Annotated in this window: 16 protein-coding genes; 1 reads left to right on the forward strand and 15 read right to left on the reverse strand. The window is 39.2% G+C overall.

What is annotated here, in order from left to right; genetic code table 11:
- Positions 1 to 52: 52 nt before the first annotated feature.
- The 7 genes from J2S78_RS09025 to J2S78_RS09055 are packed head-to-tail and all read right to left on the reverse strand — an operon-like array spanning position 53 to position 5,582.
- The gene (locus J2S78_RS09025) at positions 53 to 1,015 is read right to left on the reverse strand and encodes a biotin--[acetyl-CoA-carboxylase] ligase (protein ID WP_306897945.1); all 963 of its coding nucleotides are present in this window, start codon (positions 1,013 to 1,015) and stop codon (positions 53 to 55) included.
- Positions 1,005 to 2,171 carry a CCA tRNA nucleotidyltransferase gene (locus J2S78_RS09030; protein ID WP_306897946.1) on the reverse strand — a complete coding sequence of 389 codons (1,167 nt, stop codon included), beginning with the start codon at positions 2,169 to 2,171 and terminating at the stop codon, positions 1,005 to 1,007. Before J2S78_RS09030 ends, J2S78_RS09025 begins: the two co-directional genes overlap by 11 nt.
- Positions 2,171 to 3,310, reverse strand: coding sequence for an N-acetyl-alpha-D-glucosaminyl L-malate synthase BshA (bshA, locus tag J2S78_RS09035; protein ID WP_306897948.1), 1,140 nt, complete (start codon positions 3,308 to 3,310; stop codon positions 2,171 to 2,173). The genes J2S78_RS09030 and bshA overlap by 1 nt, the downstream gene beginning before the upstream one ends.
- Positions 3,310 to 4,014 (reverse strand): bacillithiol biosynthesis deacetylase BshB1, encoded by a 705-nt coding sequence (gene bshB1, locus J2S78_RS09040; protein ID WP_306897950.1) that lies wholly within the window; start codon positions 4,012 to 4,014, stop codon positions 3,310 to 3,312. The genes bshA and bshB1 overlap by 1 nt, the downstream gene beginning before the upstream one ends.
- Positions 4,007 to 4,426, reverse strand: coding sequence for a methylglyoxal synthase (gene mgsA / locus J2S78_RS09045; protein WP_306897952.1), 420 nt, complete (start codon positions 4,424 to 4,426; stop codon positions 4,007 to 4,009). Before mgsA ends, bshB1 begins: the two co-directional genes overlap by 8 nt.
- Before the next feature lie 11 nt (positions 4,427 to 4,437).
- The gene (gene dapB, locus J2S78_RS09050; protein ID WP_306897954.1) at positions 4,438 to 5,241 is read right to left on the reverse strand and encodes a 4-hydroxy-tetrahydrodipicolinate reductase; all 804 of its coding nucleotides are present in this window, start codon (positions 5,239 to 5,241) and stop codon (positions 4,438 to 4,440) included.
- Positions 5,242 to 5,246: 5 nt separating this feature from the next.
- On the reverse strand, positions 5,247 to 5,582 hold the full coding sequence (locus J2S78_RS09055) for a nucleotide pyrophosphohydrolase (protein WP_306897956.1): 336 nt from the start codon (positions 5,580 to 5,582) through the stop codon (positions 5,247 to 5,249).
- A gap of 128 nt (positions 5,583 to 5,710) precedes the next feature.
- Here J2S78_RS09055 and J2S78_RS09060 point away from each other — a divergent pair, with 128 nt between their 5' ends.
- Positions 5,711 to 6,580: a YitT family protein gene (locus J2S78_RS09060; RefSeq protein WP_306897959.1), complete on the forward strand. Its 870-nt coding sequence runs from the start codon at positions 5,711 to 5,713 to the stop codon at positions 6,578 to 6,580.
- 84 nt (positions 6,581 to 6,664) lie between these two features.
- Here the strand turns inward: J2S78_RS09060 and J2S78_RS09065 are convergent, their stop codons facing one another.
- From J2S78_RS09065 to J2S78_RS09100, 8 genes are all read right to left on the reverse strand, one after another.
- The gene (locus J2S78_RS09065) at positions 6,665 to 7,342 is read right to left on the reverse strand and encodes a zinc metallopeptidase (protein ID WP_306897960.1); all 678 of its coding nucleotides are present in this window, start codon (positions 7,340 to 7,342) and stop codon (positions 6,665 to 6,667) included.
- A 104-nt stretch (positions 7,343 to 7,446) separates the two neighbouring features.
- A complete protein-coding gene (locus J2S78_RS09070; protein ID WP_306897961.1) occupies positions 7,447 to 8,244 on the reverse strand; it encodes a sporulation protein YpjB in 798 nt (265 codons plus the stop codon).
- A gap of 88 nt (positions 8,245 to 8,332) precedes the next feature.
- The gene (lhaT, locus tag J2S78_RS09075; protein WP_306897963.1) at positions 8,333 to 8,917 is read right to left on the reverse strand and encodes a lipoprotein heptaprenylglyceryl N-acetyltransferase LhaT; all 585 of its coding nucleotides are present in this window, start codon (positions 8,915 to 8,917) and stop codon (positions 8,333 to 8,335) included.
- A gap of 336 nt (positions 8,918 to 9,253) precedes the next feature.
- Complete coding sequence (locus J2S78_RS09080) at positions 9,254 to 10,123, reverse strand: menaquinol-cytochrome c reductase cytochrome b/c subunit (protein ID WP_306897965.1); 870 nt, start codon at positions 10,121 to 10,123, stop codon at positions 9,254 to 9,256.
- Between the two features lie 54 nt (positions 10,124 to 10,177).
- Positions 10,178 to 10,852 carry a menaquinol-cytochrome c reductase cytochrome b subunit gene (qcrB, locus tag J2S78_RS09085; RefSeq protein ID WP_125555479.1) on the reverse strand — a complete coding sequence of 225 codons (675 nt, stop codon included), beginning with the start codon at positions 10,850 to 10,852 and terminating at the stop codon, positions 10,178 to 10,180.
- A gap of 15 nt (positions 10,853 to 10,867) precedes the next feature.
- Positions 10,868 to 11,374 carry a Rieske (2Fe-2S) protein gene (locus tag J2S78_RS09090; protein ID WP_306898765.1) on the reverse strand — a complete coding sequence of 169 codons (507 nt, stop codon included), beginning with the start codon at positions 11,372 to 11,374 and terminating at the stop codon, positions 10,868 to 10,870.
- Positions 11,375 to 11,519: 145 nt separating this feature from the next.
- Complete coding sequence (locus J2S78_RS09095; protein ID WP_306897967.1) at positions 11,520 to 11,981, reverse strand: YpiF family protein; 462 nt, start codon at positions 11,979 to 11,981, stop codon at positions 11,520 to 11,522.
- 69 nt (positions 11,982 to 12,050) lie between these two features.
- Positions 12,051 to 13,328 carry a tetratricopeptide repeat protein gene (locus tag J2S78_RS09100; RefSeq protein WP_306897969.1) on the reverse strand — a complete coding sequence of 426 codons (1,278 nt, stop codon included), beginning with the start codon at positions 13,326 to 13,328 and terminating at the stop codon, positions 12,051 to 12,053.
- Positions 13,329 to 13,342 lie beyond the last annotated feature (14 nt).

Consider the following 13,342-nt stretch of genomic DNA (forward strand, 5'->3'; position numbering starts at 1 on the left):
TTCCTAACGGATATTGCCTGTAATAAGTATAACAAATCTTTCCCTTTTGACGTTAATCTATATCTGCACTATATATATACTCTATTGTACCATCTTGTTTTTTAAGTAAAAGAACACCATCTTCTGTGATTCCTTCAGCTATACCCGAAACTGTTTCTTTCATCGTAGAAGCTTTTATTTGTTTTCCAATCGTAACAGCCAAAGACTCCCAGCGTTCCCTCACTTCTTTAAAGCCATGCTGCAAATAATGAAAATACCATTGTTCCAAGCGTTTTAAAATCGCAGATATAACAACTGCTCGTTGATAAGTAACTCCGTCATTTTCTAATGCAAGAGATGTTGCTTTAGGTAATAACTCTTCTGGAAAGTGTTCAACCTGTTGGTTAATATTCAATCCTATTCCGATAATGATTGCTTGCACCCGATCCGGTTCGGATTGCATTTCCGTAAGAATCCCCGCAATTTTTTTGCCATCAATTAAAATATCATTCGGCCATTTAATTTGTGCTTGTATACCGGTCGCTTCCATAATTCCCTCAGTAACGGCTACAGCGGTCATCAATGTTAATTGAGGAGCTTTCTGTGGAATAATATCCGGTCTTACTATTAAACTGAACCATAAACCTGTTCCAGAAGGAGAGTGCCACTCCCTATTCATCCTTCCTTTTCCTTTATATTGTGTTTCAGCAACAACAACCGTTCCCTCTTCTGCCTCATTACGTGCTAATTCATGGGCCACTTCCTGAGTTGATGTCACTTTCTTTTTATAAACAATAGAGGTGCCAAAATGTTCCGTATGAAGGCTTGCTTTGATTTCATCAATACTTGCTAAATCAGGCGCATGAGTCAATCGGTACCCTTTTCTCGGTACAGCTTCTAATTCATATCCGTTTTTCCTCAATTCCTCGATATGTTTCCAAACAGCTGTTCTTGATATCCCCAGCTTTGTACTGATTTCTTGCCCTGACACAAAAGAATCAGTTGCTGTTAACAGTTGCAATAACCTATCTCTCATTTAAACGTTTCTCCTTTATATACGCTGCCAGTTCCGCTTTTTTATTAGGTATGCTTCGACGAATCACCGCTAATTCCAATATATTAAGATAGCGTCCAATTTCTTCCTTTTTGATAGCAGGGAAAAGTTCCAGCAAATCTCTACCGTTTATATATAATTCTTTCCGACTTTTAATAGGCAGCGAATAATAGACGGAAGATATATATTGTAATCTTTTATTTGATTTCGTCCCTTTTAACCATTGATGAACTCTTTCGGTTTGAAGTGCTAACATCTCACCTGTCTCATAAATCAATGTTTCATCCCAAGGTATGCTTTCAGGATGTCGGCTGCACCTTTCGAGAATAGATTGTATTTTTTTCGTGTCACGTTTTGGTAACAACCATTGTTTACAATGGAATTTCGCATCTTCTTTATAGAGAAGCCACATGAAAGCAGACCATTTTTCGATGGATTGCTGCAACCTACACATATTATAACGTTTTTTGGACGAATCTTTTGGACTTACTTGAATTCTCTCCGGAAAATAAGCAGGGAAGCCATAAAAAAACATGAGATACAAGGCATCCGAATGTTTATTTCCTGCAAGCAACTTAACTATCTCTGTTTGGATTCTCTCCACTGGAACTGTTTCCAATTGTGATTGTTGGCAGAGGCATGCATGCCATGTAGTGGCCTCTATTTTAAACTCGAGTTGAGAAACAAATCGTAATGCTCTCATAATACGTAGTGGATCTTCTGAGAATCTTTTATCAGGATGAATCGTTCTAATTATTCCATTATCTAAATCTTCTTTCGCATTTAGAGTGTCAATCATAACTCCTGTTTTATCTATTGCCAGTGAATTGATTGTGAAATCTCTTAACTTTACGTCTTCCTCAAGCCGTTTTGCCTTAGACCGATACGGGGTTACCTCAAATAACAAACCATACCAACGAACAATCCACGTATTAAACCGATGAGTGGGAGTGATTACATGTGTAAATAAATTCTCTATATCAGATCGAGACGCATTTGTCACAATATCAAAATCATGGAGAGGACGATTAAGATAATAATCCCGAACGGCTCCTCCGACAATAAAAGCCTCCAGACCTGATTCACTGATATATCGAATAAAATCAAGTGCAATATGCCACTGTTCTTGACCCTTCATTAATTTGCATCGCCGCCTTTGGCTTCATCATAGATTGCTTCGTATTGTTTTACAATACTTTTTGATGAGAATACATCATTCGCACGCTTTTTTGATGCTTCAGCAAATGCTTGATATAAATCGGGATTCTTCAAAAGATAAGTACCAGCTTTCCCTGCGTTCTCAGCATCACCTATGTTACAAATATATCCGGTTTCTTCATCAATAATAACTTCAGGAATACCACCTGCATCTGTACCAATAACCGGAACGCCACAAGCCATTGCTTCAAGCGCCGATAAACCAAAACTTTCTTTTTCAGACAAGAGCAACATAAGATCAGATATGTTTAAAAAATCAACGACATGATTTTGATTTCCCACAAATAATACTCGATCTTCAATACCTAATTCTTCTGCTCTTTGACAAGCCCGTGTTTTTTCTGGTCCGTCTCCAATCATCAAAAGAGTGGACGGCATTTCGTTATTTATTACATAAAAAGCATTCACCACGTCTAATACTCTCTTAACAGGTCGGAAATTAGATATATGAATAATAACTTTACTCTCATGTGGAATGTTAAAGGATTTTCGTAAATCTTCATCAAGAACTTGTGGGCGGTATATTCTCTCATCTATAAAATTATATACCGTTTCTATAGGACGTTGTGATTCAAGCATATCTTTGGTTTGAGTAGCGAGAGCCCTGGAAACGGCGGTCACTTTATCGGAACGCTCTATCGCATAGCGAATAATATCTCGCAATGATGGATCATGCCCCAAAACCGTTATATCTGTCCCATGTAATGTTGTAACTACTTTCACATCATGATCAACCATATCTTTTGCCAGCAGAGCACATACTGCATGTGGAACGGCATAGTGAACATGAAGGATGTCCAATTTTTCTCTTTTTATAACTTCAGCCATTTTACTTGCTAAAGTTAATGAATAAGGCGGATATTGAAAAACCTCATACTGGTTCACTTCAACTTCGTGATAATAAATATTTGAATACGTTTTATTTAAGCGAAAAGGCAAACTGGTTGATATAAAATGGACATCATGACCTCTTTCAGCCAATAATTTACCTAGTTCTGTTGCTACAACACCAGAGCCTCCCACTGTTGGATAACATGTAATTCCAATTTTTTGTTTCATTATGTTCTCCTTTTCGGAGTAGAAGCGAATACGAGCGGTGCAGCACTCTTAAATCCTTCTGCGTAACGTACGCCTGCCTGTTTTCCGAACATAGCATCTCTGGATCGAACGCTTTCTATATACCCTTCTGTTAATGGAGTAGCCACACTTTCTGCCTGTAAGAGAAATTGACTTTCATAACACAAAAGAGCGCCCTCTTTTCGCTCTTGCTCCGATGAAATATCTAAATAAAAATCCGGAACATCAAATCCGTTAATAAAATAGTAGAAGAATGAATCTACTTTAAACGAAGGATACTGCACTTCAGGGTATTTTTTTATTCCAGCATCAAACACCGCTTGCCTTACTAACTCACTACAAGCAGAATGATCAGGATGTCTATCTTCAAAATAAGGTGCAAACACGACATCCGGTTTTACCTGTCGTATCATATCTAAAAGAACAATATATTCATGATGATTACTCGAAATACCCCGGTCTGGAAAGTGAAGTTGATACCTTCCTGTCACTTTCAACTGAGTTGCGGCTGCTTCTGCTTCTCTCTGCCGACTTTCCACAGTACCATTAGATGAAAGTTCTCCCTTCGTTAAGGAGCACACATAAACATCATCACCTTTTTTAGTATGCATGGCAGTTGTCCCACCCATCCCTATTTCTACATCATCTGGATGAGCTCCAATACAAAGAATAGTCATTTTACTCATAGGCAGAACCTCTGTCTTGTTTCAAAACCGTTCGAAACTCCAGTAAATCATTATCCAACCCTTTAACCAACACTTCCGCTGTTGCCATATTCGTTGCGAGCGGAACACCGTGGACGTCACACAATCTCAACAAGGCAGTGATGTCTGGTTCATGCGGTTGAGCGGTGAGAGGATCACGAAAAAATAAAATCATATCTATATTCCCTTCCGCCACAAGCGAACCTATTTGTTGGTCTCCACCAAGTGGTCCAGACAAATGTTTATGAAAATGAAGACCGGTTTCATTTTCTAACCTAGATCCCGTAGTACCTGTTGCATGCAACCCGTGTTTTTGTAACACGGGTTCGTAGGCTTGGACAAATCGAATCATGTCTTCTTTTTTCTTATCGTGAGCAATCAATGCAATGTTCAAAGTGGCTCCCCCTAATCCATTATATTTTCAAGACCGTAAACAAGTGTTTTCAAGCTTAGAACGTTTTCTACAGCAAGTTTCACCCCTGGCATAAAGGACTGACGATTCATAGAATCATGACGTATTTTTAACGTTTGTCCAGATCCACCAAACAATATTTCTTGATGAGCAATAAGACCTGGCAGACGTACACTATGAATACGTAGTCCATCTACATCAGCACCTCTAGCACCATCTAAATCTTCTTTCTCATCAGGGTGACCTTGCGTTTTATGTGGTCTCACTTCATTAATGAGAGAAGCTGTCTTAGCTGCAGTTCCAGACGGGGCATCTAGTTTATTATCGTGATGCATTTCGATGATTTCAGCATCCGAAAAGTATTTAGCGGTCATTTGTGCCAATTTCATCATTAATATTGCTCCGACAGCAAAATTCGGCGCAATGATTGCTCCTATTTCTTTATCTTCCGCCTTATCCCTCAACCTTTCCACATCTTCCTCTGAGAAGCCAGTTGTACCTACTACTGGACGAACATTATAATCCAATGCTAATTCCAAATGTTTTTTTCCCGCAGCAGGAGTCGTCAAATCAATTAAAACATCAGCTTCCGTTTCTTCTAGACAAACTTTCATGTCATCATACACAGGAGCTTGTTCGTCGGGCATATCAGGCAGTTCTTTAAGTATTTTTCCTGCATTTTTTGAATCAACGACGGCTTCTAATTGAAACTCTTCAGTTTCTCTTACAAGTTGAACCGTTTCTTTTCCCATTTTACCGCGCGGTCCTGCAATAATTATTTTGGTTACTTTACTCATAGCCATCAATCCTTTTCATCTTTTTTAGTCCAACGATCAGCATCTCTTGTTCGAAATTTGTTCATCACTAAATCAAACGCTTCGTCTAAATCAATATGTAAAGAATTTGCAAAGCAGATTAACACAAATAGAATGTCACCCATCTCTTGTTCGAGTGATTTTTCCGTTTCTGTATCTTTTTTAGGTTTTTCTCCGTAATAATGATTGATTTCTCTAGCCAGCTCTCCTGTTTCTTCACTCAAACGAGCCATCATAGCTAGAGGGCTAAAATATCCTTCTTTATATTGTCCAATATGCCTTTCTACTTCTTTTTGCATATCTTCCATTGTTTTCGTGTCCATCCTTCATCCCTCCCTATATCCCTTATCGTACCCGAATGTTATACCATTTGACAATCGTAGTAATGTTGCTCCTTGTCCTTCATTTTCTTATAATGAATGAAGCTCCATACAAAAAAAGGAGGGACATTATGACTTGGCACCTTAAAAATACATTCTTTATAATTTTTGGGTCAGCTATTATGGCTTTTGGGCTTGTTTATTTTAATATGCAAAACAATCTAGCGGATGGTGGATTCACAGGAATTACTTTACTTTTATATTTTATATTTGAGATAGATCCAGCCATTTCTAACTTAATATTGAATATCCCATTTTTTATCTTAGGATGGAAAATTTTAGGCAGGGATGTATTCCTTTATACAATCATCGGAACTCTGAGTATCTCATTATTCTTATGGTTATTTCAAACATACGTACTTATCGAGCTGACCTTGCAACAGGATATGACGCTAGCCGCTCTTTTTGCAGGTGTCCTCATCGGTACAGGACTTGGGATAGTATTTCGATATGGGGGGACAACTGGCGGTTCAGATATTATCGCAAAGCTCGGTGTTCGATACTTAGGTTGGAGTATGGGCAAGACACTATTTATTTTTGATGCTATGGTCATTACATCTTCCCTTGTCTATTTAAACTACAGAGAAGCAATGTACACGTTAGTTGCTGTTTTCGTTGCTGCAAAAGTCGTTGATTTTATTCAGCAAGGAGCATACTCTGCCAAAGCTTCCTTTATTATTTCTGAAAAACCGACTGAACTGGCGGATACCATTTTAAAAGAAATGAACCGCGGAGCTACCGTTCTTCGTGGCAGAGGTACTTTCACAGGTTCTGAAAGAGAAGTACTTTATTGTGTTGTTGCAAGAAACGAACTAGTTCGCCTTAAGAACTTAGTTGAAAAAAAAGATCCTCATGCATTCGTTACCGTCAATGACGTCCAAGATGTTATCGGGGAAGGTTTCACATTTGATGAAAACAAAAATCCTCTCCACACTTCTTAAACCACAAAAAAGCACCCTATAAAGTAGCCTTTTTTTCAAAGTGTCTACTCTATAGGGTACATTTTATAAGGCAGTCCTTTTTTACTAATTGTCCATAGCGAAATACATAAATATAAAACGTGCAAGTTCAAGAACAGCTACTACTGCTGCAGCTACGTACGTAAGAGCTGCGGCATTGAGTACTTTTTTCGTTTTTTTCTCTTCATTATTTCTAATAATCCCTGTAGAAACAATTTGTTCCATAGCACGATTACTTGCATTAAATTCAACTGGCAGTGTGACAAACTGAAACAAAACAGCGACTGACATGAAAACAATACCTACAAGTATCAAGTTTTGACTTGTCAATAAAACACCTGCAATAATTAAGAAAAAGGACATGTTTGATCCAAGATTTGCTGCTGGGGCGAGTGTGCTACGAAATCGCAGAAATCCATATTCTTCGGCATCTTGAATAGCGTGTCCTACTTCATGAGCAGCCACCGCTTGCCCGGCAACACTAATTCCGTAATAATTATCTTCGGATAAACGAACCACTTTTTTGGCTGGATCGTAATGGTCTGAAAGCCGTCCTTTAACAGGTTCAACCGCCACATTATAAATCCCATTTTCGTTTAGTATCCTTTTAGCTACTTCAGCGCCGGTCATACCGGATGAATTGGATACCCTAGAATATTTTTTATAGGCTTTTTTTACTCTGAACTGAGCCCAAATTGGAATAATAAGCAGAGCTACAATATATATAATCCACCAAAGTCCCATCAAATGACCTCCTCCCCATATTATTCTCGTTAATCATTATTTTATTTAAAACGTCAAAGAAAGTCAATAAAACTGCACGCTTATATTTGACAGTTATTTTACGGTTAGTCTCTCATTTGATGACGTTCTTTTTCCCCTTTATATTTTTTCCACCCCGCATAAGTTAAAGAAACGAACAATACTCCTCCTATCGATAATATAACAGCCCACAAGGAAGGATCTACATTAGATCTTTCTTCATTTGACAACGCCTTTTGAAATAGTTCTTTTAATTTTTTAAGATTGTCTTGACCATCGGTTTCTATCCATTCTTCATTATCCAAGTGCTGAATGTAGGATGTAAGCGGCAAGATTTCTTCTTCCTTCATTCCTGTGTACATAGCCGGTCTGATTGTTTCAAATTGATGCCGCCACTCTCGAAAAGCTTGAACAGCTTCATCCGTATTTCCATTTTCTATTTGCTTATTGATATCATCAAGAAGGAGAATCAGGCGTTCCCCTGACTTTTTCCATAATGGATGATCTTCGCTAATAGATGCATCAACAGCTAAACGAAAAGCAGTAATATACTGAAGACGAGTTCGTTCGTCTAGTCCTGCCCTTGTCACCGCTTCCCCGGCCCTGTCAAAGGAACGAAATAACTCAGACAATTGGTAAGTATCCATATTATATTCATCAAAAGAAACAGACGGAAATCGAACAACCAGCCAGCTGTGAATCTGCTTTGCTTCTTCGTATTGATTATTCAACGCCATTTCATGCATCAATTTTGCCTTTTCTTCAACGGTTTGCATGGATACGTCTTTATTTTCTTCCGCTATAGTTTGTCCAACGTTTCCGAAAAATAAAGTGAAAAGTAAAAAAGATAAAAAAAACACTTTTTTACATAGATTTTTGCCCATAAAAAAGTCCCTCCTTTCTCCTTTTTCCATACTATGAAGATATGGACAAGAGTAGACCGGAAGGGACGTTCCTTTTTCACAAACTATTCTACAAAAACGTCTTACGTTTGACACTTGCTACATATATTAAAATAAGAGAAAAAATACTTAACCAAAATGTAAAATAGCCGATATGCGAGATTTGATCTGCAATCGCCGAAGACACCCACGGATACATGCCATATACGTAATCTATAATATCATTATGTATTGTCCATAGTGCAACAATAAGAAGATGCCATGGTTTTATCCGATAATAAGGTGCAAACAACAAACCTTGCATAGCCATTCCAAAGTGCGAGATGATCAGCATATAATTTTGCCAACTCAATTCATCACCCGCTACTCCGCCTGCAATATTCATTACTACCGCCCATAGTCCATATTTAATCAACGTTACACTGGCTAAAGCTTCTAAAAGTCCGTTATTCCTTTTTAATAGAAAAAGAAACAACACAATACAAAAAAAGAGACTAGCGGTCGGGCTATCCGGTACAAATACATAAAAAACAGGCGGCGTTTGTTCTAGTTGGATCTTATACCACCAATACCCATAAATCGTTCCAAACAGATTAACAATAAGTAAAGCGGCAATCATTGAAGGCATTCCTAAAAAGCGTATAAACATACCCATTTATTTCACCACCATCATTTCTAAAAAAGTGCCACGTACATTTTTTAAATCTTTCAAGAAAAAGGGGGCTGTATCAAAAATCAAAAGTCTACTACTAGCCAAAAAATGCTTCACTAACATTCAGGGCATACGCTGCAGGCGGACGCTTTCACTCCAGAGCACAAGAGCGACATCGGCTCCCTGCGGATCACCGTGTCTCCTTTGCCGCGGACAGCGCCTCAGCTTCTCTTCCCGCAGGAGTCGCCACCTTACGCTTCTGCCCATGGTTGAATTCTCTTTGTTATAGAAAAGGAGCTGTACCTTTTATACAGCTCCTACCAAACACGATGTATATGTTTATTCTGCATTTTCTTCGTTATTATCTCCTGAGGATTCTTCTTCTGATTCTTCCTCAGACCCACTATCGCCGCCACCGTTTCCTGGATTACCACCATTGGAAACAAATTCAGCCAGCACTTCTAACTCTTCATCACTTCCGTCAAATTGATCAGCCGGCATTTCACCAATACCTTCTACCGCAATTTCTTGAATCATATCTGCATCATATTGCGTGTCGTATAAGGAAGGCCCGGCAGCACCTGTACCTTGAAGCTGATCACCATGACAGCTGATACAGCCTTGATCTGTGTATATCTCATAGCCTTCTGCATTCGTATCTACGTCTTCGAGTGCTTCTTCTTCTTCTTCATCGAGCATTTCACCTTGTTCTGCTGCTGCTTCCCAATCGTGGTGATCAACTGATTCCCACGTGAGATAAACGGTTGAAATGATACCAAAAATCATCAAGCCGGAAGCTATCGGTCTTCGTGACGCTCTTCGCTCTGGTCCTTTATCAAGCCAAGGAGCCAACAACAACGCCCCAAAAGCAAGCCCCGGTATGATAACCGCCCCGATAACTGTGAAATCACTAGATGCAAACTCATACTTCAATAGTTGATACAAAAACAGAAAGTACCAATCCGGTAACGGTATATAACCAGAATCAGTCGGGTCCGCAACTCTTTCAAGCGGAGCTGGATGAGCTACCGTCAAACACAAATACCCGATAAGAAAAACAGCCCCTACTAACCATTCTTTTAATAGGAAATTTGGCCAAAATGCTTCTGTTTTCCCGGGGAACTCCGAATAGTCTTTCGGAATATTAGGTTTGCGATCGGCGGGTACACGTGAATCCCCAACGAATTTCATACCTTTTCCACGATGCATCTGTTTCCCTCCTTAGTTTATCTTGTCTTATCATTTGCGTTGTCTTGTCAATTTTTACAATGGTCCGGAGATACCTTGTCTTCGGATCATAATAAAATGAGCCGCTAATAAGCCAAGCAATGCCCCTGGAAGGAAAAACACATGGATAGCAAAAAAACGTGTCAACGTCTGTGCGCCGATAATTTCAGGATCACCCGATAATAAGGTTTTTGATAGAGTACCTACCAAAGGAACGCTTTCTGCAATCTGTAATCCAACGACGGTTGCAAAATATGCTTTCATATCCCATGGAAGCAAATAGCCTGTAAAACCTAATCCAAGCATAACAAAAAAGATAAGTACACCTACGACCCAGTTCAACTCACGAGGTCGTTTGTATGCACCTGTGAAGAACACACGTAATGTATGTAAAAAGATCATTACAATAACTAAACTAGCTCCCCAGTGGTGCATGCCTCGAACAATTGTACCATACGCTACGTCTCCTTGAAGATAACGTACAGATTCATAGGCGTTAACAATGTCAGGCACATAATACATGGTTAAAAACATTCCGGACAATATCTGAATGACGGTTATGAAAAAAGTCAATCCTCCAAAACAATAAACAAACGCTGAAAAATGATGAGCAGGGTTAACATGTTCCGGCACTTCATGATCAGCTATATCCCGCCACATTGGAGTAATGTCCAGGCGTTCATCTACCCATTCATAAACTCGTTGTAACATAAATGACGCCCCCTCCTAAACTTGTGATTCTGCTTTTCCAACATAGACTGTACCTTCCTGTACTTCAACTTCATATTTATGAAGAGGTTCTGTTGGCGGAGTACCTTCAATATTCGTACCATCTTTTTTAAAACGTCCACCATGACAAGGACAGAAAAATTCTTCCGGATGATCTTGATTGGCCTCCCATCCTACTGTACACCCTAAATGAGTACAGGTTGGCGAGAGTGCTACAATTTCATCCCCTTCCTGATAAATCCATGCCGTTTCTGTTACCTCCGATGTATTCCAAGCATCTTCCTGCTCGTAGGAAAAATCAAAGCGCTGTGGTTGATCGGTAAGATCATCGACACTTGCCACAGCTTTCATATCTCCTGCACTTTCTGCTTGGAGAACCGGGTCAATAGCAAAACGAGCCATCGGTAAAATAATACCTGCCGCCATGAAACCGCCAACACCTGTAAGCGTATATGTTAGAAATTGACGCCTCGACACATTATGATTTTGCTCTTCACTCACCAGTATCCCCCCCTACTATATAAGTTCAGTCCTCCCGGACAATCGTTACACACACACTTTTACAAAACTAGGACATACTCATGATAGCCTAGTGAACAACAGGCTGTCAATCTTTTGTGTATGCATTTTCCGAGTAATTTTGCAACTTTTACTGACCCTTCCATTTATCCATGACTAATGGAAGTAACTGTTTTATTTGTTCCGAGATAACTTGCTTTTTATACTCAGCATCCATATTCTCAAACGGAACCAACGGCATCCATACCAAAAGTTCATCTAAGTCAGCCTCTACTTTTTTCCAAGACGGATCCGCTGTAATCATAACGACATGTTTCACTTGTTCTTTTTTCATGTGTTGAATCCATTGCTCTATTTCTTTGTGACATTCTTCAATATCCTTCGTCTCCAGGTAAGTAAATGGGGGGACTAATAACATTCTCCCTCTGAATTGTCTTTCAATTTCAGCGGTCATCACCGTGATAAACTCTGTCATGGCGGAACTTTGTCTAATGCCATCCCCAAAGTCTATCGGTAACATGGGGACTAATGCAGTATCTACATATTGTCTTTCTTTAACAAAAGAAGGAATGTCATCTGTTGACCATCTCATTTTATTGTAACCCTCTCTCCATTTAATTATAATAATAATATCCCCGCACATAACGGGGATAATAACTATTTATCCATCCATACCATCTGTATCTTCCAAATCTGTTATCAATTCTTGTAATGTTTCGTTAGCAGACTGTAAAGAAGCCGCTTGTTTAAAATAAGCTAAGGCGTCAGACCGGAAACCTTGCTCTAGCAGCAAACGTCCATAGTCTTCGAGGAAATCTTCATTTTCAGTATATACTGTACGAATACCTTCGTAAGCCTGATTGGCACTTTCAAACTCCTCCATTTCCCACATCGCCTTTCCATAATACCAGTCAAAACGAGGGTCATCTTCACCTATTTCTTTCAAATAGGTAACCATTTCTATCACTGAATCAAAGTCTTCTTGCTTGTTCCAAAGTTCCAGAATGGTATATGCCGCTTCGATGTTACTCGGATTTAAAGAAATCGCTTCTTTCAGCCTGTCTTCAGCAACGGATTCATTTCCCAAAGCCATTTGTAACTTTCCGGCCTCAACATACAAGACATCGTTATATTCATCCACAGAAAGTCCATTTTCGGTTACCTGCAACGCTTTATCGTAATTCTCCATACCTTCGTAAGCTCGGATGAGATATGGATATAATGTAACAAATTCAGGATCCATATCTTTTAATGCTTCTAACTGTTTAATCGCTGTTTGATATTCACCTATTTGGAGTGCGGTATATCCATAACCAAACAAAGAATGCGGCTCTTTCTTTTCTTTTATTCCTCGTTCATAGTACGATAGAGCATCTTCAAATTCTCCAGTGGAACTATATGCTTCGGCAAGTCTCAGATCTAGACTTCCTTCCGGAAATTCAAATCCTAGTCTCTCTGCTTGTTTTAAATACGGTATACTTTTTGAAAAGTCGCCGCGCTCTAAATAATAATCTCCTAAACCTGCTAATAATACCGGTTCTTCCGGGGCTTCTTGAAGCGCCGTTTTCAGCTTTGTTTCTGCCACTTCATCAAGTCCCTGCAGTTGATACAAATCAGCCAGCAACATTTGTGCCCTAATAAATACTTCATCTTCTTTTTTTACTTCAAGAAGCCATTCAATCGCTTCTTCTTCTTGATCCAAATCAACCGCTAGTTCTGCTGCTATTGTAAGTAACTCTCCTTCATCAGGATAATTACTAATCAGTTCTTCCACGATAGGTTTTGCTCTATCAGGTCGACCTAGTTCATCATATAATTGAGCAATATCATATTTTTCCTGATGATCAGCTTGTCCTTCTAATTCATCCAGCATTTTTAACCCTTTTTCAGCATCGCCTTTCTGAATCGTTTCCATTACGCTTTCTAAACTGTTTTTCATTCTGTAACCCCCAC

Origin of the sequence: Salibacterium salarium (assembly GCF_030813635.1) — a bacterium.
Lineage (GTDB): Bacteria > Bacillota > Bacilli > Bacillales > Marinococcaceae > Salibacterium > Salibacterium salarium.

Coding starts and splice junctions, on each gene's coding strand:
- J2S78_RS09060 (WP_306897959.1), top strand. CDS start 5,711: ATGACTTGGCACCTTAAAAATACATTCTTTATAATTTTTGGGTCAGCT.
- qcrB (WP_125555479.1), bottom strand. CDS start 10,852: ATGTTACAACGAGTTTATGAATGGGTAGATGAACGCCTGGACATTACT.
- dapB (WP_306897954.1), bottom strand. CDS start 5,241: ATGAGTAAAGTAACCAAAATAATTATTGCAGGACCGCGCGGTAAAATG.
- J2S78_RS09065 (WP_306897960.1), bottom strand. CDS start 7,342: ATGGGACTTTGGTGGATTATATATATTGTAGCTCTGCTTATTATTCCA.
- lhaT (WP_306897963.1), bottom strand. CDS start 8,917: ATGGGTATGTTTATACGCTTTTTAGGAATGCCTTCAATGATTGCCGCT.
- J2S78_RS09025 (WP_306897945.1), bottom strand. CDS start 1,015: ATGAGAGATAGGTTATTGCAACTGTTAACAGCAACTGATTCTTTTGTG.
- bshA (WP_306897948.1), bottom strand. CDS start 3,310: ATGAAACAAAAAATTGGAATTACATGTTATCCAACAGTGGGAGGCTCT.
- bshB1 (WP_306897950.1), bottom strand. CDS start 4,014: ATGAGTAAAATGACTATTCTTTGTATTGGAGCTCATCCAGATGATGTA.
- J2S78_RS09080 (WP_306897965.1), bottom strand. CDS start 10,123: ATGCATCGTGGAAAAGGTATGAAATTCGTTGGGGATTCACGTGTACCC.
- J2S78_RS09030 (WP_306897946.1), bottom strand. CDS start 2,171: ATGAAGGGTCAAGAACAGTGGCATATTGCACTTGATTTTATTCGATAT.
- J2S78_RS09070 (WP_306897961.1), bottom strand. CDS start 8,244: ATGGGCAAAAATCTATGTAAAAAAGTGTTTTTTTTATCTTTTTTACTT.
- J2S78_RS09055 (WP_306897956.1), bottom strand. CDS start 5,582: ATGGACACGAAAACAATGGAAGATATGCAAAAAGAAGTAGAAAGGCAT.
- J2S78_RS09100 (WP_306897969.1), bottom strand. CDS start 13,328: ATGAAAAACAGTTTAGAAAGCGTAATGGAAACGATTCAGAAAGGCGAT.
- J2S78_RS09095 (WP_306897967.1), bottom strand. CDS start 11,981: ATGAGATGGTCAACAGATGACATTCCTTCTTTTGTTAAAGAAAGACAA.